Source organism: Granulibacter bethesdensis, assembly GCF_001889525.1.
In the GTDB taxonomy this organism is placed as follows: Bacteria; Pseudomonadota; Alphaproteobacteria; order Acetobacterales; family Acetobacteraceae; genus Granulibacter; species Granulibacter bethesdensis_C.
This window is the reverse complement of sequence record NZ_CP018192.1, coordinates 280,655-300,270: the sequence shown is the minus strand read 5'-3', so window position 1 is coordinate 300,270 and position 19,616 is coordinate 280,655. Positions and strand designations below refer to the sequence as shown.

At 59.4% G+C, this 19,616-nt stretch carries 18 protein-coding genes; 8 read left to right on the top strand and 10 right to left on the bottom strand.

The annotated features are described in order from the left end of the window. Positions 1 to 72 precede the first annotated feature (72 nt). Entirely contained in the window at positions 73 to 1,140 is a 1,068-nt protein-coding gene (gene lptG, locus GbCGDNIH6_RS01285) for an LPS export ABC transporter permease LptG (protein ID WP_072562577.1), read from the bottom strand. Further along, positions 1,137 to 2,351: an LPS export ABC transporter permease LptF gene (gene lptF, locus GbCGDNIH6_RS01280; protein ID WP_081370143.1), complete on the bottom strand. Its 1,215-nt coding sequence runs from the start codon at positions 2,349 to 2,351 to the stop codon at positions 1,137 to 1,139. The genes lptG and lptF overlap by 4 nt, the downstream gene beginning before the upstream one ends. A gap of 65 nt (positions 2,352 to 2,416) precedes the next feature. Between lptF and GbCGDNIH6_RS01275 the strand changes: the two genes are divergently transcribed. Both GbCGDNIH6_RS01275 and GbCGDNIH6_RS01270 read left to right on the top strand, forming a co-directional pair. Next, a complete protein-coding gene (locus tag GbCGDNIH6_RS01275) occupies positions 2,417 to 3,733 on the top strand; it encodes a glycosyltransferase family 4 protein (RefSeq protein ID WP_232449892.1) in 1,317 nt (438 codons plus the stop codon). Then, positions 3,726 to 5,162 carry an oligosaccharide flippase family protein gene (locus tag GbCGDNIH6_RS01270; protein ID WP_072562576.1) on the top strand — a complete coding sequence of 479 codons (1,437 nt, stop codon included), beginning with the start codon at positions 3,726 to 3,728 and terminating at the stop codon, positions 5,160 to 5,162. The genes GbCGDNIH6_RS01275 and GbCGDNIH6_RS01270 overlap by 8 nt, the downstream gene beginning before the upstream one ends. 5 nt (positions 5,163 to 5,167) lie before the next feature. Here the strand turns inward: GbCGDNIH6_RS01270 and GbCGDNIH6_RS01265 are convergent, their stop codons facing one another. Genes GbCGDNIH6_RS01265 through GbCGDNIH6_RS01255 form a run of 3 tightly spaced genes read right to left on the bottom strand, consistent with a single transcriptional unit; the run spans position 5,168 to position 8,151 of the window. Further along, a complete protein-coding gene (locus GbCGDNIH6_RS01265) occupies positions 5,168 to 6,163 on the bottom strand; it encodes a radical SAM protein (RefSeq protein WP_025319503.1) in 996 nt (331 codons plus the stop codon). Between the two features lie 16 nt (positions 6,164 to 6,179). Continuing rightward, positions 6,180 to 7,043: a hypothetical protein gene (locus GbCGDNIH6_RS01260; RefSeq protein WP_157692287.1), complete on the bottom strand. Its 864-nt coding sequence runs from the start codon at positions 7,041 to 7,043 to the stop codon at positions 6,180 to 6,182. After that, on the bottom strand, positions 7,015 to 8,151 hold the full coding sequence (locus tag GbCGDNIH6_RS01255) for a glycosyltransferase (protein WP_072562574.1): 1,137 nt from the start codon (positions 8,149 to 8,151) through the stop codon (positions 7,015 to 7,017). The genes GbCGDNIH6_RS01260 and GbCGDNIH6_RS01255 overlap by 29 nt, the downstream gene beginning before the upstream one ends. Positions 8,152 to 8,329: 178 nt before the next feature. On the opposite strand from GbCGDNIH6_RS01255, the gene GbCGDNIH6_RS01250 reads away from it, so the two are divergent. The 5 genes from GbCGDNIH6_RS01250 to spt all read left to right on the top strand — a co-directional run bounded on the left by GbCGDNIH6_RS01250 (position 8,330) and on the right by spt (position 13,249). After that, positions 8,330 to 8,824 (top strand): DUF2141 domain-containing protein, encoded by a 495-nt coding sequence (locus GbCGDNIH6_RS01250; protein ID WP_095413368.1) that lies wholly within the window; start codon positions 8,330 to 8,332, stop codon positions 8,822 to 8,824. Positions 8,825 to 8,971: 147 nt separating this feature from the next. Further along, positions 8,972 to 10,720, top strand: coding sequence for a fatty acyl-AMP ligase (locus GbCGDNIH6_RS01245; RefSeq protein WP_072562573.1), 1,749 nt, complete (start codon positions 8,972 to 8,974; stop codon positions 10,718 to 10,720). Between the two features lie 9 nt (positions 10,721 to 10,729). After that, positions 10,730 to 11,701, top strand: a complete 972-nt coding sequence (locus GbCGDNIH6_RS01240; RefSeq protein ID WP_051496828.1) for an NAD-dependent epimerase/dehydratase family protein — start codon at positions 10,730 to 10,732, stop codon at positions 11,699 to 11,701. A gap of 53 nt (positions 11,702 to 11,754) precedes the next feature. Next, the gene (locus GbCGDNIH6_RS01235) at positions 11,755 to 12,006 is read left to right on the top strand and encodes an acyl carrier protein (RefSeq protein WP_011630948.1); all 252 of its coding nucleotides are present in this window, start codon (positions 11,755 to 11,757) and stop codon (positions 12,004 to 12,006) included. A 43-nt stretch (positions 12,007 to 12,049) separates the two neighbouring features. Then, positions 12,050 to 13,249 (top strand): serine palmitoyltransferase, encoded by a 1,200-nt coding sequence (gene spt / locus GbCGDNIH6_RS01230; RefSeq protein ID WP_072562572.1) that lies wholly within the window; start codon positions 12,050 to 12,052, stop codon positions 13,247 to 13,249. Between the two features lie 19 nt (positions 13,250 to 13,268). Here the strand turns inward: spt and GbCGDNIH6_RS01225 are convergent, their stop codons facing one another. From GbCGDNIH6_RS01225 to GbCGDNIH6_RS01205, 5 genes are all read right to left on the bottom strand, one after another. After that, positions 13,269 to 14,072, bottom strand: a complete 804-nt coding sequence (locus GbCGDNIH6_RS01225) for a CDP-alcohol phosphatidyltransferase family protein (RefSeq protein ID WP_025285813.1) — start codon at positions 14,070 to 14,072, stop codon at positions 13,269 to 13,271. Positions 14,073 to 14,164: 92 nt separating this feature from the next. Further along, entirely contained in the window at positions 14,165 to 14,881 is a 717-nt protein-coding gene (locus tag GbCGDNIH6_RS01220) for a phosphocholine cytidylyltransferase family protein (RefSeq protein ID WP_072562571.1), read from the bottom strand. Then, positions 14,878 to 16,020: an inositol-3-phosphate synthase gene (locus GbCGDNIH6_RS01215; protein WP_232449890.1), complete on the bottom strand. Its 1,143-nt coding sequence runs from the start codon at positions 16,018 to 16,020 to the stop codon at positions 14,878 to 14,880. The genes GbCGDNIH6_RS01220 and GbCGDNIH6_RS01215 overlap by 4 nt, the downstream gene beginning before the upstream one ends. Before the next feature lie 210 nt (positions 16,021 to 16,230). Next, positions 16,231 to 17,337 (bottom strand): dATP pyrophosphohydrolase, encoded by a 1,107-nt coding sequence (locus GbCGDNIH6_RS01210; protein WP_232449888.1) that lies wholly within the window; start codon positions 17,335 to 17,337, stop codon positions 16,231 to 16,233. Positions 17,338 to 17,381: 44 nt separating this feature from the next. After that, a complete protein-coding gene (locus GbCGDNIH6_RS01205) occupies positions 17,382 to 18,101 on the bottom strand; it encodes a sterol desaturase family protein (RefSeq protein WP_232449886.1) in 720 nt (239 codons plus the stop codon). Between the two features lie 524 nt (positions 18,102 to 18,625). Between GbCGDNIH6_RS01205 and GbCGDNIH6_RS01200 the strand changes: the two genes are divergently transcribed. Further along, entirely contained in the window at positions 18,626 to 19,612 is a 987-nt protein-coding gene (locus GbCGDNIH6_RS01200; protein ID WP_198355783.1) for a ferritin-like domain-containing protein, read from the top strand. The last annotated feature ends 4 nt before the right edge of the window (positions 19,613 to 19,616 follow it).

The following is a 19,616-nucleotide window of genomic DNA, read 5'->3' as shown; positions in this document are numbered from 1 at the left end:
GTTTGAACGGTGACCAGCGTGGTCGCCGTTTTGTTTTATGAGCCTTACGACATGAACCGCTCGCTCAGGTTCCTATCTCTGGCGCCGGTAAAACAGGTCAATTCCCAGCCACATCAATAATACAGGCGGCGTTAATGCCGTCACTGCCGGATTGAGATTCAGCAGCACATCCAGATGGCCTGAAATCTGCTGAACAAGCGTGAACACGACACCGATCGCCGCCCCCAGCGCGATGAAGGCTCCTGTATTCTGCACACGGCCACCGCCAAAAACAAAAGGCGTCGCCGCAATCACCATCGCCATCATCGTCAACGGAATACTGATTTTAGCCCACAACTCCTGCTCATAGCGTATAGCCTGCAAGCCCCGCTGCTTCAGACTGTGTACATAGCGCCATAATGCAAGCGGCGGCATTGCGTCCGGCCTCAAGCGCAAGAACTGAGTCTGCTGCGGAGTCAGAAACGGTGTCCAGTCCAGACGATCCAGATGATCTTTGCGGAGTTGCCCATCCACAAGAGTTCTCCTCAGTACATCATGCAGAACCCAGCGATCATTCGGCAGAATATCGGCGCTTTGCGCATGCAGATAACGATGCAGTTCTCCATTCGGTGCAAAGGAGAATATGTCGATATTATAAGGTTCATCATGATGTTCGAAATGCTGAATATTGAGAAAATGCCTGTCCCCGTAAGCCCAGAAACTGTCCTGGTTGCGAAGGGCCGTGGTATCCGGCAGCGCATTGCTGCGCCATGTCTGCGCTTCTCTCTGTGCTGGTGGAATCACAAACTGGGCCATCAGAAACAGAATAACCATCAGCGGTATGGAAACAGCGATCACCGACAGGATAATCCGTCGCTCTGACATGCCGAGGCCGCCCAGCGCGGTCAGCTCTCCATTGCGGGCAAGGCCGCCCAGCCCCAGCAGCGTTCCGATCAGCATGGAGACAGGAACGACCTGCAACAATCGGTAAGGTATGGTCAGGGTAACGTAAATCGCGGCATCGAGCATACCGTAACGCCCCTGTCCGACAGAGGCCAGTTGCTGCACAAATTCCAGCAGGCTGAACAAGGCCGTCAGTGCGAGAGCGGAAAGACCGACCGCTTTTAAAGCCGCCATCGCCGCGTAGCGCTCTTTCTTCATCTCATAACCCGAGCACTGCGGCGGGGAAGCGCAAGTCGCCAGCGTGGCCCATACAGCAGGACCAACAGAACCACACCCAGCAGCGCCGGTACCCACCAAATGCCGGGGATAGCGGGCACAACCCCATGTTGCACCCATGTCCGAGCCGAGGTGCACAATAGATAATAGCTGAAATACGCCAGAATCGCGGCTCCAAAACGCGCATAGCGGCTTTGGCGCGGCTTTGAACGGCTCATCGGGATTCCCAGCAGCCCAAGCAGTAAAGTGGAAACTGGCGTGGAAAAACGCCACTGAAGCTCGGCAATATCCGCCGGACTGGATGATCCAAGCAAAGTGGAGGTCGTGGTCGCGACAGCGCTGTAAGCCGCGGCCTCAGCCTTGTTCGGCTGGATATCGAGAACGGTCTCAGCCGCATCCAGCACCTCGTCGTTTCCCTCACCGGAGCGGTTGAAACGATAAATATGAGCGTCATTCAACAGGATTTGCGATTTTGCATCCGGCGAGCCCGGCCGCAGGGTCATAGCCTGCCGTGCGGAGATGATCTCCATCCGATCAGGCGACCATAGCTGCACAAAAACACCGCTGGCCGGTTCTTCAGGCCCTTTTCGATGGGTGAAGAAAATCACCCGATTGCCTTTGGGACCGATATAAAAAGTCCCTGCCTCCATCGCATCGGTATTGAGCGACACATGGGCCTGATCCGACAGGGCATGCAGCCGCGCATAGGCCCATGGTCTGGCAAACAGGGACAAGGCCCCCACCACCACCGCCATAGCCAGACACAGGCTCAGCACGATACGCCATATGCGCTCCGGCTGGACGCGCAGCGCAGCCATGGCGGTTATTTCCTGATCGCTGTTCAGCCGCCCGAACGCCAGAAGTACGGACAGATAGAGCGAAATAGGGATCAGCACTTCCAGCGCGATTAAAACTTTCAGGCTGACCATCTGGATGATCGAGCCAGTCGGCAACAGACCGTTCACCGCATCAGACAGGAAACCAGCCGCGCTGAAACTGCCGAACAAGCCTGCCAGCACCGCCAGCACCGGCACGAAAGGGCGCATGATCTCACGGATCAGGTAGGTCTGGATAATCAACGGTACAAAAGCCTGATCCAGAAGGCAGCCAAAAGGGCGAAAGCAGCGGGCCAGCGTCACGCGGATCATCGTTGATCGACCGGCCATGATCGCGCCAGCTATAATCCGAAACATCTGCTGCGCAAACGCCGCATTGCAGGGCACGCCGCCCGGCGGCTATGCCGCTGGATCGTCATCACATGGCCAACGGTCGACCAGCCGCCAGGATGAAAGCGCCGGAGCCGATGAAAATCCTTTTTGCGTTCGAAAATCCACTGCCCAGCCGGGAAGCCGACGCCGAAGTCTTTACCACCACCGCTCGTTATCTGTCCCGGCACCTCGACCAATGCTGGCTGCATGTTCCCATCTCCGCGCCGGAGGGTTTAAAGGCCAGCGAAACCCTCGCAGGCATGGACGTTATCCGTGCATGGGCACCACGTGGACCGGGACTGGTCCGGCATCTGGCCTGTGGCCTGACGATCGTGCTGCGCCGGGCTTTCCGGGAAGCGGATCTGGTCTATTCGCGCAATCTGTTCGTCACCTGGATGGCCGTGCTGTGCGGAAAGCGCGTTGCCTTCGATCATTACCGCCCTTGGCCAGACCAGATCCCTCCTTTGCAGCGATGGTTGTTTCGGCTGTTCTCCCAACGCCATGTCCTGATCCATATCTGTCATTCCGACTATACACGGCAAAAATATCTGGCGCTGGGGATACACCCGGACAAACTGCTCTGCGTGCATAACGGGTTCGAGCCGGACCGGCTGCGCCACCCCGTGCCGGTCAAAGATGCAAAACGCGCGCTCGGCCTCGATCCGACGCAGATCACCGCAATCTATACCGGCCGCATCAATCACAAGAAAGGATTGCCGCTGCTGATCGAGGCCGCACGCCGGCTGCCGCAGATCCGCTTTCTGCTGGTCGGCTCTACGGGCCATGGCCCGATCGAGACCATGGCGGCCGGTCTTGCCAATGTGACATTCATTCCGTGGCAGACGGAAGCGACCCTCTCCCGCTATCTGTTTGCTGCGGATGTGCTGGTGATTCCTCCCTCCTCCAGCCCGCTGATGCAGTTCGGCTCCACGGTACTGCCGCTGAAGCTGTTTCTGTATCTGGCCTCCGGACGGCCCATTCTGGCGGGCGATACCCCGGATGTCCGGGAATTGCTGGAGCATGATCGTAATGCATGGCTCTGCCGGGCGGACGATATCGAGGCGCTGGCAGAGGGCCTTACGACCCTGACCACCGATCCGGCGCGGGCGCACAGGCTGGCACAAACCGCTCAGGCCGATAGTCAGAGCCTGACCTGGGAGGCGCGCGCCAGCCGCATCGCCACCATCCTGCAAACAAAGATGCAGGCTCCTCCTCCATGCTCATCCCGCTGGACAGCGCGACACTGGCGTCAATGGCTCGGTCAGTCCCGACAATGGTTTACGCACCTGCTCAAGACCCGTTCATGGGTGCTGCCACCACGCCCATCCGCACCCTTTCCTTCGCCGGAAACGCCACCGCATGGATAACCACCGGCAGCATCTGGCCCGTGGCTTCACCTGGCTGGGCGGAGCCGCCATCGCCACCAGAATCATGGACATTGCCAGCACGCTGATCGCCCTGATGTTTCTGACCAAGGAGCAGGTCGGCATCGCCGCCATGGTGATCGCCGCCGGCATGGTGATCGAAGCGCTGGACGGGATCGGCGCTGCCGAGGCGCTGGTACAGGCCCCCCGTATCAGCCGCACCCAGTATGACAGCCTGTTCTGGTTCGTCATGACCGCCGCCGCGGTAATCGCCCTTCTGACATGGCTGCTGGCCATGACTGGCGGCGCGCTGTACGGGATTGACGGCATTGTGGGATATTTCGCGGCGGTCGCGCTGAAACAGCCTCTGGTGGCCGGAGCGGTCATTCCATTGGCACAGATGAACCGGGGCTTGCAGTATGAACGCATTGCCGTCGTCGGACTGGCAGGCACATTCGGCGGCGCCCTCACCCGCGCCGGGCTGGCGGTCTGCGGGGCCGGAAGCTGGGCGCTTGTGGCGGCCTATACGATCAGCGGCGCATGCATTCTGACAGCATCCCTCATTGCGCACCCCTTCCGGCCGCGTCTGCGCTTCCGGTTCATCACCATCCGTTTTCTGCTGCGTTTCGGTATCCGCTCGGCCTCGGCCAGCCTGCTCGATCAGGTGTTCCGCAATATCGATTTCCTGCTGGTGGGCGGATTATATGGCCCGGTATCGCTGGCCCTTTACCGGGTTGCCTTCGATGTAGCGATGGAACCGGCCATGGCCGTCAGCCAGTTGATCAAGCGTGCGACCCTGCCGGTTTTTTCCCGCATGGCGCATACGCCACAAGCGCTTCAGGAAGGGGTTACCTGGGCCCTGCGCCGCGTGCTGATGCTGGTCACGCCGATCACGATCGGACTGATCCTTGCAGCCCATCCGCTGCTGGCGCTGCTGAAAGACGGTCATGGCGGAAGCTATGCCGACGCCGCTCTGCCCCTTCAGCTTCTGACCGGTGCCGCCCTGCTGCGCGTGATGCTTGAACTGATGTTTCCGCTGATGCTGGCCACCGGGCAGCCCGGTATGGCGGCAAAACTCTCGGCAACAACCCTGACGCTGCTCAGCCTCGGTATTCTGTGGGCCGGGCTGGTCCTGCCACCGGAACAGGGCGTGATCGCCGCCGCCGCATCATGGCTTGCGATCTATCCCTGTGCCCTGCTCTGGGCATCCCGGTATGTGCACCGGCGCTGGGGCTGGTCACCGTGGATATGGCTGCACACCATGCGGGGGTCTGTGGAGCGGGCGGCCATTCTGGTGCTGATCGTGATCGGTCTGGAAACACTCACGGGAACGGCCCCTCCCATGCTTCGGCTGGTAATGATTGCCGCCATCATCACGATTGGCTCCGTTCTGCCGCTCTCTCAGCGAAAAAAAGAGCCTTCTTCCACCTGATAAACCTATTCAGCCGCCGCAGGAACAGGCTCTGGCAAGGTCTGCGCCCCACGGAAGCCATCAAACATGCTCATCTGATGAACGCAGGATAAAGTGCAGGTCGGCGCGCAGGATTTGGGCGTATGATATTCGCGCCGCAGATCCTCCCGCGTGTATTCCAGCAACGGAATGGCCGGATAGCCCCGCTGCTGTGAACACCAGTGTACCCGCCCGTCCTCAGTCACATACAGGTAACGCGCGCCGGCGCGGCATTTCCATTGATTGGGCTGCCCCTGCATCAGGTTCCGCTGAAACAGCCGATAATTGAGGCCATGCACCAGAGACGGCGAGATTTTCGTGACCGTCGCATAGGCCGCCATCTGGAGCGCACTGAGCGGCTTCAGCGTTCCGGTATGATCGTGCAGCACACCGACAGAATGCTGCAGCCCATATTTGGCGGCGGTGCGCGCAACCTCGATCACATCCGGTGTGCGTTCATCACTGATCCCCAGCACCGAATTGACGTTGACCTTGAACTGCGCATGCTCCGCCAGCAATCCGAGTTTCTTTTCCACCGAATGCAGGCTTTTCATCGACACCTCATCCGGTTCCAGATTGTCGATGCTGATCTGCATACCCTGTAATCCAGCCGCATTCAGACGGTCGATCCAGGCTTTGGTCAGACGGAACCCGTTGGTAATCATCGTCACGATCATGCCATGACGCCGCGCCGCCCGGATGGCCTCATCCAACTGCGGATGAAGCAGCGGCTCGCCTCCGGTAAACGTGATGGAGGCTGTGCGGAGTTTCGCCAGATGATCAATCCGCGCCAGCAGTTCCGGCAACGGCACGGGCGGAGAAAACGTATCGTATTCGTTACAGTATCCGCAGGCCAGGTTGCAGCGCCGTGTTACCACCACCTGCGCCAGCAAAGGATTATAACGGGAGCTGGCAACAAGACCGAGAAAGCGCAGGCCCGAACGGAGACCCTTGAGTTTCTTCGACAGAGGAAGCTTTGCCATGGAATTCCCGGACTTGTTATGCCTGCCCCGCCACCGGAGGGCGAAACAGGGACGATAAAGGCGGCTGAACCGGCAGAACACGAAGAGCACGACGCCAGGGTGGCGGCCACAGGCGTAATCCCGCAACATCCAGCAATGCCTCGCCCGCCAGCGTCGAGAGACATCCTTCCGGCGGAACCGAAAACAGAGTCTCCCGCTCTGGCCAGACATGCCAGCGTGTCCAGGTCCAGGCTCCGTGGCGGCGATAAACCCGCATCAGCCCCCGCGCAACCCCCGGTGCCGTAGGGACAGTTCTTTGCTGTGCATAACAGGGAGACGCCCCGATCCGGGCCGCGAGGGTCAGACTGCGTGAATCCACGTAATTGCTGTACCAGACCGTAAAGCCCAGCTCCGCCTGCAACTGCATCACGGCACGATGAACCTGAAAATGCTCGGCATGGCCGTATTCGCCCCATGGATTATGGGTGCAGACATGCGGCACTCCGGTCAGATGCGGCCTCAACGCGGTGAGCACACGGTCAAAATTGGCCTCGTAGCGCGCCCGCGCCGCTGGCTCGTTGATCGCAATGCCGAATCGGGTCAGTGCGGTGTCGAGACGCTCATCCGCCCAGTCAACCTTGAACCCTGCCCCGCTTTCCGGGATCGCCAGATTGACCAGCCCCGGCAGATGCCCCGGCAGATGCAAGGCTGCCACGGCCCGCCGCCGGGCTGCCGCACGCCGGGGACGTGTAAAGGAATCGCCGAATATGAACACCACATGGCGGGCCGTCGGCAGCACGGAACTCAGCCAGAGACATTCATCATCCGGGTGCGCAACGACGATGGTCGCTCCCTCTGGAACCCCACCTGCTTCAGCCTGCATGGTCGAGCACCGAATCATACAGGGTTTCCAGACGGGCCGTCTGACGCTGGCGGTCGAATTCCTGCTCAGCCATGCGCCGGGCAGCATGGCCCATACGCCGGCGAAGCGTGTCGTCATCCAGCAGATCATTCATCCGGCGGGCCAGCGCCTCCACATCCCGCTCCGGTGTCAGAAAACCGGTTCCCCCATCCCGGACGGCTTCCGGTATACCGCCACTGAGCGATCCGATCGCGGGAACACCGCTTGCCGCGGCTTCCAGCAGGACCATGCCTAACCCTTCCTCCCTGCCGTTGCGGGTGCGCACGCTCGGCTGCACCAGCATCGCCGCCTGTCGCATATGGTGCAGAACAGCCTCATGCGGCCATGCACCGAGAAACCGCACCCGCGCTTCAACGCCCAGCACACGCGCCAGATCACGCAACCCGGGCAGCAACGGACCCTGCCCGATAATATCCAGCCTGACATCCTCATGCCGGCCATTCAGGCGGGCAAAAGCGCGGAGCAGAGAAGCGGTGCCCTTCACTTCCACCAGCCGGGCGACATGCAGGATGGTTCTGGTCTCCTCCTCCGGCGCACGAGGCGTGATTCCGGCACAATCCACGCCGATATAGTGAACCCGCGTGCGCTCAGCAGGGAAACCCAGCGCCAGCACTTTCCGGCGAATAAACGCGGAGGCACAGAGGAACAACGCGCCCTCCCGCGCCAACCTGTGCCGCATCAACGCATACCAGGCCCAGGGGGGAGAGGTCATCAGCCCTGCCAGAGACAGGGTCGCATCAAACCCATGAAATGTCGTGACCAGCTTCACACCGAGCCGCCTGGCCAGCGGCAGGGCATAGCTGCCATCAACTCCGAAATGGGCATGGATCAGCGACGGCCTGTACTCACCCAACCGGCGCAGATAGGGGCCGGGATCGCGGGACAGCATCTGCCAGCCTACCGCAGCAGAAGGACGCGTACCGGCACAACGCCCCAGCACAATGGACTCCGCCCCCGACGGGGCCTCCCCATAGCGCAGCCACCCCATGTAAAGCGGGCGATAGCGCGTCAACGCTTCAGCCGGTTCGGTGACGAACGGCTCCGAAACACGGAACAGGTTATGGCGGAAAATCAGGATCTGACGCATTTCATGCCGGAGGACGTTTCTCTTCTTCCTCGACTCTCTCCTACGCTCGGCTGGACTTGACCGCTCCATGCCCATACAGCCTGCTCATGCAGGAATACCCGGCATGAGGGGGGATGGCGATCCGGCGGACCTAACCGGAAGTCGCACTTCATCACAAGACTGACAGGAAACAGCCGTCATGGATCGGAACAGACCAGCCATACTGAAACGGCTTTTTAGTATTATAGTCCTGCTGGCTCTGGCAGTCTGGCCTCGCCACGGTCGCGCAGGGATCGATCCGTGTCAGCCGGATGATCCGCACCAGACACGCCTGTTGATCTCTGTCCATGGCATGAATTCAGCAGCAGGCGTGATCACCATCACCGTCTATCCGGATGAGGCCAAGCATTTTCTGGATGGGAAATACAAACTTGCCCGTGTCAGCCTGCCGGTTTCCCTTCCTGTGACGCATGCCTGCATCGCATTGCCCGCACCCGGATTTTATGCCGTCGCCCTGTTTCATGACGCCAACCGGAACGGTCATTTCGACACGACCATGCTGGGCCTGCCTGCCGAAGGGTTTGGTTTCTCCCGCAACCCCGTTCTTCTGCTGGGGCCACCAGACCTGTCAGCTGTCAGATTTGCAACCCACCCCGGCGATAACGTGGTCGATATCAGAATGAAATACTACTAAACCGCGCTTCGGACTTGACGGATTGCCTTCAAACCCCCTGATAGTCCTGCCTTTCGTGGGGGCTGATCCTGTCACCCCGCCGCCCGACCAACCTGCACCTACCGCCACCGGGAGTGGCGCGTCAGCACTCAAGGATGTGGACCACCCGTGCATCATTCCGTCATCCCCACACCGTCAGACGCTGGCACTCCCCGTCGGCTTGCTGATTTTCCCACTCTGCCGGATGCGCTGGATTATGCCGCCACCGGTCAGGCGGGGCTGAATTTCTACTCCGGGCGCGGTGTGTTGCAGGAAGCCCTGCCCTATCGGGAACTGCGTCGTCAGGCACAGGATGACGCCCGTCGCCTGCTGGCGCTGGGTCTCAATCCGGGTGATCGCATCGCGCTGATTGCCGAGAATGACGGCAATTTCGTCCGCCTCTTCTGGGCCTGCCAGTATGCCGGGCTGGTGCCAGCCCCCCTGCCGCTGCCGGCTGCGTTTGCCGGACGGGAAGGCTATATCGCCAATATCCGCCGCATGATCGAAAGCGCACAGGCCAGCGCGGCCTTTGCACCCGATCTGCTGAACGAATGGTTGCAGGAAGCGACTGAGGGTCTGAACCTCGTCTTCACCGGCACCGCCACCATGCTGCATACCATGCCGGTCCCAGGGATGGACCTGCCCGCGATTGATCCGGATGCGCTGTCCTATCTACAGTTTTCCTCAGGCAGCACCCGGTTCCCGCTCGGCGTGGCCGTGACGCAGCGCGCCGCCATGGCCAATGCCGCAGCCATCAGCCAGCACGGGCTGGCGTTCAGGGATGGGGATCGGGGTGTTTCCTGGCTGCCGCTGTATCACGATATGGGGCTGGTCGGCTTTTTGCTGACCCCGCTGACCTGCCAGATTTCAGTCGATTTTCTGCCAACGCGGGAATTCGCACGCCGCCCGCTGGTCTGGCTGGATCTGATCAGCCGCAATCGCGGCACGCTCTCCTACAGCCCTTCCTTCGGCTATGAGCTGTGCGCCCGCCGGGCCGAGAGCGCTCTGGAAACGCTTGACCTCTCCAGCTGGCGCATTGCCGGGATTGGCGGGGACATGATTCGACCGCAGGTTCTGCGCGATTTTGCCGCGCGCTTCGCAACACGCGGTTTCAGTGATCGGGCTTTTGTCCCCAGCTATGGCATGGCCGAAGTCACACTGGCCCTCAGCTTCTCCCCCCATGGTGGAGGGTTGCATACCGATGTCGTGGCGCGCGGACCGCTGGAACATCAGGGTCTCGCCCTTGCCAGCGTGCCGGAGGAGCAGACCGGTCAGGGCCGCGACTTTGTCCTGTGTGGACCCGCTTTGCCCGGCTACACCATCGAGATACGTGGCGAGGATGGAACCGTGCTGCCGGAACGCCGCGTGGGCGTGATCTATGCACGGGGGCCGAGCATCATGACTGGCTACTTCGCCCAGCCGGAAGCAACCTCCGCGGTGCTCTCCGCTGATGGATGGCTCAATACCGGTGATCTCGGCTATCTGCTGAACGGGCAGATTGTCGTCACCGGACGCGCCAAGGATCTGATCATCGTCAACGGTCGCAATATCTGGCCGCAGGATCTCGAATGGTCCGCCGAGAGCCATATTCCTGCCCTGCGCAGCCGTGATGTGGTCGTTTTCTCGATCGACAATGACGCGCAGGAGAAAGTTGTGGCGCTGCTGCAATGCAGGCTCAGCGATCCGGCTGCCCGTGAGGCCCTTCAGCAGGAAGCGGCTTCCCTGTTCCTGCGCCAGCATGGCGTAGAGGTCTCCGTCATTCTGGTGCCACCGCGCAGCCTGCCGCAGACTTCATCCGGCAAGCTCAGCCGCGCACGGGCAAGGCAGATGCTGCTGACTGGCGCTTTCGAGAGCGATCCTGTCTCCTCCGTCGCCTGAACGGGCTGAATGATGGCCCGAAAACCCATCGCGGCGGTAACAGGGGCCACCGGGTTTTTGGGCTGCCATACCGTGGCTGCCCTGGCAGAGCGCGGATTTCACGTCCGCGCCATGATCCGCAGACCTGAACCGCATCCGCTGTGGCAGGACAGAGGGATCGAAACTGTTTCAGGCGGTCTGGCGGATGAAACCGCGCTGCAACGGCTGCTGACGGGTGCTGATGTGGTCCTGCATCTGGCCGGACTGGTACGGGCGCGCTCACCCCAGGCATTTCTGGCTGTCAACCGGGATGGCGCTTTCAGGCTCGCCTCCATGCTGCAACGCTGCACACCGGCGGCACGGCTGATCGGCATCTCCTCCCTTGCCGCACGGGCGCCGCATCTATCCGCCTATGCCGCCAGTAAATTCGCCGGAGAACAGGCTTTGAGAGACGGGTTCGGGGGCAAGCTGTGCATTGTGCGGCCCCCGGCCATCTATGGTCCATGGGATACCGCCACCCTGTCCATTTTCAGGAGCGCCGCTTTCCGGATCGTACCTGTCGCCGGTCATCCCCACTCCAGAATCGCCATGATCCATGTCACCGATGCCGCCGATGCGATCGCGGCTCTGGCCACGCACGAAACGCCGCCCTCTCTCTGCACGCTCGCCGATGGCAATCCGCAGGGTTATACGCCGCAGGAGATCATGCAGACCGCCGCGCAGGCGCTCGGCCACCATCCCCACTATGTCCGGCTGCCTGCAGCCTCCATATGGGGGGCCGGGCTGGCGGGCAGCCTTTACGGTCTGCTTTCCCGGCGACCCACCATTTTCAATACAGGCAAGGCGCGGGAGATGCTGCATCCCGACTGGTCGGTCTCCCCGGCTGAATTACTGCCCGATGCTATTGCCCGGCCCCGTATCTCCCTTGATCATGGATTTTCCAGCGCCGTCGCATGGTACCGTGCCGCGGGTTGGCTGGCCCCGGCGCACGCCCCCCGCTAGAGACATGATCCAGAGATATCAATCCACCCCACCGATCGCCCACGGAGCCTCTCATGAGCACCGATCTGCCCTCCATTAAAGCTCTGATCATTGATACGCTGACTGCACGCTCCAAAACGGCAAAGCCGGTGAACGGAGAGACGGTGATCGTCGATGATCTCGGGCTGGACTCGCTCGCTGTCATGAATTTCGTCATGGACATCGAAGATCGCCTCGATGTCTCTGTGCCGCTAGACCGACTGGCAGGGATCCGCACCATCAACGATCTGGCCGCCTGTCTGGCCGAATTAACTGCCGCGCCTTGAAGACACCGCCCTCTTCCTTAGCCCCAGCGTTCCCGGATTTCTTATGAGCTCTTCCATTCTTGCCAAATTTGCTCCCCTCGCCGAAGCACGCCGCGCACTGGCCGCCGCCGGGCATGATCCGTTCAGCGTGGTGATCGAGCCAGGCCCCTCGGCCGGTGAAGGCATGATCAATGGACAGCCAACCCTGCTGTTCGGGACCAACAACTATCTTGGCCTCAATCTGGACCCGGCCGGGATAAGCGCTTCCGCCGAGGCCGTGCGCGAGCATGGAACCGGCACCACCGGCTCCCGTATCGCCAATGGCACCACAGCACTGCACACCGCACTGGAACACGAGCTGGCTGCGTTCTATGGTCGCAAACATGCCATGGTGTTCAGCACCGGCTATCAGGCCAATCTCGGCATTCTCTCTACGCTGGCCGGCAAGGATGACTATCTGCTGCTGGATGCTGATAGCCATGCCAGCATCTATGATGGCAGCCGCCTTGGTCAGGCGCAGGTGATCCGTTTCCGTCACAACGATCCGGAAGATCTGGCCCGCCGCCTGCGTCGTCTGGATGGCACATCCGGCGCAAAGCTGGTGGTGGTCGAAGGTATTTACTCCATGCTCGGCGACAGCTGTCCCCTTGCCGAGATTGCCGCTGTCAAACGCGAAGCGGGTGCATGGCTGCTGGTGGATGAAGCCCATTCGCTGGGTGTGCTCGGGGCCCGTGGGCGTGGGCTGTCGGAAGCTCAAAACGTAGAAGCCGATACCGATTTTATCGTCGGTACATTTTCGAAAAGTCTCGGCAGTGTCGGCGGTTTTTGTGTGACCGACATAGACGGCTTCGACATTCTGCGCGTTGCCTGCCGCCCTTATATGTTTACCGCTTCACTGCCGGCCTCGGTGATTGCCTCCGTGCAGTCCGCGCTACGGCAAATGCAGCAAAGGCCGGACTTGCAGGCAACGCTCTGGCGCAATGCCGAAACACTTCATGGCGGCCTGAAACAGGCTGGCTTCACAGTGGGACCTCAGGTCAGCCCTATCGTGGCGGTAAAGATGCCGGATATTCCCACCGCCATCGCTTTCTGGAATGCGCTGCTGGCGCATGGGGTTTATGTTAATCTGTCCCTGCCGCCCGCAACGCCGGATGATCATCCTCTGCTGCGTTCCAGCGTGACAGCCAGCCATACAGAAGGGATGATCAGCAATGCCATCGCGCGTTTCAAAGTGGCGGCTTCAGAAATCGGTTTTCCACTCTGACAGTTGGCGGGGCAGCCTGTCAGGCTGGCAGGCTTTCAGAACGGATCATCTCCACAAACGCAGCACGGCGACGACGCTGGGCACGCAGTAGAATCGCACAGACCATGCTGAAGCCGATGATCTCCATCAGAAAATAACCTGCTGGTAGGCCAATCAGACAGAATATAAACAGGCTGATTGTCCGCCAGTTGGCCGACATCACCCCCCAGCGGCGTACAGGCGCTGCAAAAATCTCTTGATAGCGGGACTGCAAAAATGAAGCCTGCGCAGGATCACATCTTATGGCATCTGCCATAACCCGATCCAGTGCCATGATATCCCCTGCCACCATCAGTTGCAGACGCAGATAGGTTGCATATAGCCAACCTGCGTCTGACGAAGACATCGTGAAGCGTTTATGGAGCAAACCTTTGCCCCACGCATCATAATCCTGCCGCTGTGCCTCATACGATGCCGCCTGCACGGCATGGGCAATGCCAGCCAGCGCAATCAGCCCCCATATCCAGCCGCCATAAAGCGGTGTCAGAACGTAGCCGATCCCGACATAAACTGCGATAAACGTGATATAATCGCAGATTCCATCAAGTAATTTTCCAAGTGCGGACTGTTTCGAGGTCAGGCGAGCAAGCTGCCCGTCTACTCCATCCAGAGTATGCCATGCCGCCATCAGCAAAAAACCACAGATGATGAAAGGCAGGCGTGGATACTGCGCATACGCAAAACCGGCAGCCACACCGCAGATCATGCCACTGAGCGAAACAACATTCGGATGGATGCCAAGACGCGCACAGACCGGCACCAACCTTGCGGAAAGAGGATGCACGATCCAACGATTGGTGGCTTCCTCGATCTCGGCCGTCCGGCGAACTGGCTCAGCCCGTGGGCGCGCATAGGTCGAGGGAGATGGTATGGCGTTCAGAGCCGCCCCTCCGCCAGTAACTGTTCTGCCTTTCCGAAAGCCAGCGGGTCATCGACATCAACCCAGACCCGGTCGCCTATATCAAAGACATGCGCCCGGCCCCAGCCGGCCAGAACGTTCATCGCCCCTGAAATACTGTCATCCCCCGCGGCCTGACTTTCTTCCAGCGCAGCAAAAATGATTGGCGTACACAAGAAAACGCCTGTATCGTAGGCATTATACATGCGGATCACCTTGCCGATATGGATGATGCGGCCATCCTCGACCTGAACCCTCGTCACATCGTCGGGATCGTTCAGCGGGCTGTCCAGATTGTAATCGACCGCCAGCGTCACCGTATTCTCCGGCGTGCCATACGCGATCAGGGCACGGATCAGAGCCGGATCTACCAGATGATCGCACATCACCAACAGAAACGGCTCATCCAGAAACTGCCGGGCCATGGTTACGGAATAACCATTGGCCCGATCCCACTGACGATTGATCACATGCGTGATGCGAACGGTTTCCCGTGCCGCATAGCTGTTGAGGAATGCCCTCAACTCATCCCCACGATAGCCACTGACAACGAAAAATTCATCGACGCCAGCCTGCATGGTGCGGGTCATCACAGATTCAATCAGCGGTACTCCACGAAGGGGTATGAGCGGTTTCAGCGCCCCTTTCGTACGCAGCCTGACGCCCTGACCGGCCGCGACAATCAGGCATTTCATGCGACGACAGAGACCTTCACCTTTGCCTTGCCCCCTGCATAATCCAGAATGAACTGCTCGGTCGCCTGAAAGGCTTCGTCATCGGTCAACTGCACGGGCGGATGTTTGCAGAAATAGGCGCTGGGCCCTTCCAGAACGCCGCCCACTCCGGCGTCCAGCGCCAGCTTGCAGCAGCGGATCATATCGATCACCACACCGGCCGAATTGGGAGAATCCTCGACCGACAAGCGCATTTCCAGATTCATCGGCACATCGCCGAACAGATGCCCTTCCATGCGGATGAAGCAGACCTTGTTGTCATTCTGCCAGGGCACATAATCGCTCGGGCCAACATGGATGTCGGTATCATCCATACGCTTCTTGGCCACGGCCTGCACGGCTTCGGTTTTCGATTTCTTCTTCGAGACCAGACGATCCTGATTTTTCATATTCAAAAAGTCGGTATTGCCGCCGGTATTGAGCTGATACGTCCTCAGCAGCTTGACCCCACGCTTTGCAAACAGATCGGTCAACACACGATGGGAAATCGTGGCTCCCAGCTGGGATTTGATGTCATCGCCGATGATAGGGAGGTTTGCAGCCTTGAAACGCGCCGCGAAAACCGGGTCAGAGGCGATAAAAACCGGCATGTTGTTGATGAAGCCGATCCCGGCCTCCAATGCGCATTCGGCATAAAACCGTGCCGCCTGCTCCGACCCCACCGGCATGTAGTTGAGCAGCACCTCCGCCCCGCTGCGACGCAGCTCCGCGACAATCTCAGCCTTGTTCAGTTCAGGGACATCAGCGCGCAGGAACGTCCTGTCATCCGCATAATGGGCCATGTGGTCGGAGATTCCATCCAGCACCTGTCCCATCTGCACGATCACACCGCTATCCGGAATGTCTGCCTGGAAAATGGTGGTACAGTTCGGCTTGGCAAAAATCGCCCGGCTGACATCCTGTCCAACCTTGCGCGCATCAACGTCGAACGCCGCAACGACGTGGATATCACAGGGACGAAACCCGCCGATCTCGGTATGCATCAACCCGGCAACACCCTGCTCACAACGCTCCGGCGTGTAATAATGCAGCCCCTGAATCAGCGCACTGGCACAATTGCCTATCCCTGCGACCGCAATGCGGATGGATTTTTCAGACATAATCATAAATTCCCTGTTCACAGCTGCAAGTGTAGGAGAAATTGATATGTCCACCCGGCTTGCAGAATTTTAGGCAACCAAGACGGCAACAATACTTCCATCCTATGACCGGATTTATCATGGTGGAAAGCATCGCGGCCTAAAAATATTTTTTAAGTGGTCCGCCGCAGAATTTTCAGAACCCACCTGCTGACATGCGACATTATCCGCTTACTCCTCCATAAGCGATTTTCGATAGACACGGTAGGTCTTGTAGATACTGCCGCCCAGTGCTTCGTTCATACGCCGCATGGGATCATTATTTTCCAGAACCCATGACAGCTCAACAGAACACATTCCTAATTTCGCGCTTTCCCGACGCACCGCATCAACCAGCAGAAAAGGGATCAGACTGCCCAGCAACCCATGACTGAAGCTGCGCTTGATCCCCATCAAGGGCACACGGGCAGTTTTGACACCGCGTATTTTCAGACGCCACAGCAATCTGACAAGGCCAAAAGGCCATAATTTTCCGCGAAGATCGCGGATTGCCTCGTTCAGATTCGGTAGAGCCACGATAAAAGCAATTGGTTTGCCTTCATAGTCTGCAAACCAGATCATTTTGTCATGCAACAGCAGTTTAAGTTGCTGCGCCATGGCATCGGTCTCATCCTCGGTCAGGGGCACGAACCCCCAGTTATCCGACCATGCATCATTGAAGATCGCCGTGATCGAGGCCACCTCCTCTCTGTAACGCGACCAGTTGAGGTGCCGGATCGACAGCCCCTGTGGCAAAGGCCTGTTCAGCATCCTGCCGACAAAAGGCGGCAAAGGCGCTTCCGTGTCATAGAGATAAGCCAGCAGATCCCGGGCCTTTTCATAGCCCTGTTCTTCCAGCCTTGATCCCACATAAGGCTGGTCATGGCCCATCATCAGCATGGGCGGCGTCTCAAAACCATCGACCAGAACACCCGCGGTTTCATTGATCGATAGATTGAACGGCCCCTGTATCTCCCCAATACCCCGTTCCCGGTGCCATGCTTCCACCGTCCTGAGCAGGGCCGCAAAAACGGCTGCATCATCTTCGGCCGCCAGCATTCCGAAATGCCCGATCCCGTTTGGCTCCAACAAGTCATGTTGCGCACTGATACGCCCAACATCACGCCCATGGCGTCTGGCCAGCCAGAACGCAGCCTTCGCATGGCGAAAATAAGGATTCCTGGATTGCGACAGCAGCATTCTCTGATCAATCCGGAGGGGGGCAATATAATAGGGATCCTCAGCTGCCAGCCGGTCTGGAAACGCTATGAAACGCTCCCTGTCCGCTTTGCTGCGCATAGGGATGATCTCAATGCCTGAAGCCGGATGGATGAAGGGGGAGATCATACCCGCTTCGCCAGCGCCGATGCAGGCAGAGGCCGGTCACGCGGGGGAGTCCCCGTGGCCTGCATTACCCATGGATAGCGGCGTGCCTCCTCTACATCATAGCCCAGATTGAACACATGCGGGCTACGTGGCCGAGCCCGGGTATCCCGGTAATAAGTGCCTGCCAGCATATCCGGCAGAAAGTTGATGATGCCGTAATTACCGCTTTCATCATGGAAATGATGCAGTAGATGTACACGCTTCATATACTGAAGAATACGCGATTTCGGCTTGTAGTTCAGATGCTGGATGCAGTGAAAGAACTCGTAGACGCATGTCATCATCAGCGCCCCACCCAAGGCCGAGACGGCGCCTGCCATACCACCCAACCATGCGCCGACCGGTACCGTGATCACGGCCATGGTCGGAATGGTATTCAGGGGATCACCGAACAGCACCTCAAGCCGATGTGGATCCTGATGATGATCGAAATGCACCCGCTTCCAGAGCCGGGCTGTCCAGCGCATGCGATAGAGCCAGCGGCCATGCAGGATAAAACGATGAATGCCGTACCAGACAAAGGGATAGATCAGGATCGCCGCCATCACGCCCAGCAATACACCGCCTGCGCCTTGATAAAAGATGGCCGCCAGCAGCGCACAGCCTGCCATCAGGGCGAAGTAAAGCTGTATCGCCGGATAGGTTAAATAGGCGACCCATAATTCGGGTAAGGTCATTTTGCCCAGATCATAGCTTCGGCCGCCCCAGAGCCTGCCCCATCCCACCGATCCGTCCCCCTTCAATCCCTGCCTGCCCATATCAGGCGGACAGAATGGCCATCCGCGCGACACGCCCTGTCCCCCGAGCAATGCGTTGGCCTCCATTGCTCTGACCGAGCGGTCAGCAGACAGGTAATAAGCTGTGTCCCTTTCAGATGACAGTCTCGGGTCAATGCATTCTGCGCATATGACATAAGCCTGTCACATGCACCAAAACAGATTTGACGTGCACCAGCCACCAAGTATCTGAATGCTGAAGGTGGAGGAGCAGATTGCCCTGCAGACCCGGGAATTTTCACCCTCCATACCATTTGCTTCGGTAGCGGGGCGATTATTCAGAATCGGTGCTATGGATTTGGCCTCCCGGCCGCACTCCTGTTAATAGTCAGGGTATCATGTGCATGATGCGCCCGTAACTTGGGTGCTTGCCTTTCCCGCCCCCATCCGCGGATAACGTCCGGCGTCAGGAGTCTCTCGCCCGCATGTCTCTTTCCGATCTTTCTCCTCCGCCCAGCGGTCTCAAGCTTGCCAAAGGGGGCATAGACGATACCGGGATCATCGCTGCTGCCGATCAGGCGGCCCGACATTGGATCAGCCCCTTCCAGGGAAAGCTCACCCCCGGCTCTGAAGCCCATAAACAGGCAACGCTGCGCATGTTTCTGGAGACCTTCAACCCCTACAAACCAACCATCATCGATTGGCCGAAGCTGAGCGATGAGGAACGGGACAGGCTGACCAGCCTGCCGATCTGGGACATCGCCGTTCAGACGGAGGGCAAGGCGCGCATCCGCATGATATCCTATGCCGAGAGCCTCCATGATCCGGCCTGGCGGGAAGCCATCGCCCTGAACGGGTGGGAGGAAGGCCGGCACAAGGTGGTGCTGTCCAACCTGGTGCAGGCATACGGTATCGTGCTGGAGCCGGAGCCGCCCTACCCCCCGCCGAAACATACGGAATGGGCCTATCTGGTCACCGGTTTCAGTGAATGCATCGACAGCTTCTTCGCGTTCGGTCTGTTCGCGGTCGCCCAGCGATCCGGCTTCTTCCCGCCCGAGTTGGTCGATACGTTCGAGCCGGTCATGCAGGAGGAATGCAGACATATCCTGCTGTTCGCCAACTGGCTGGCGGCACATCGCCGTAACCTGCCCATCTGGCGCCGGATATGGTTTGAAATGCAGGTGGCTGCCGTGTGGGTGTTCCTGGGCTGGGAGCGGATCGGACTGGCGCGCGGCATGGATGGCGACGGGAAAGCTGCCAAAGCACAGGATAATAATTTCACCGTCACCGGCACCAAAGCCGTCAGTGACGTCGATGTGAGCGTACGGGAGCTCATGGAACTGTGCCTGTCCGAAAATGACCGCCGCTTTGCCGGTTATGACCAGCGCCTGCGCCGCCCCACCACCATGCCAACCCTGACCCGGCTGGCCTGCCGCTTCATACGCAAACCAAAGCAGAAAGCAGCGGCTTAGCCGG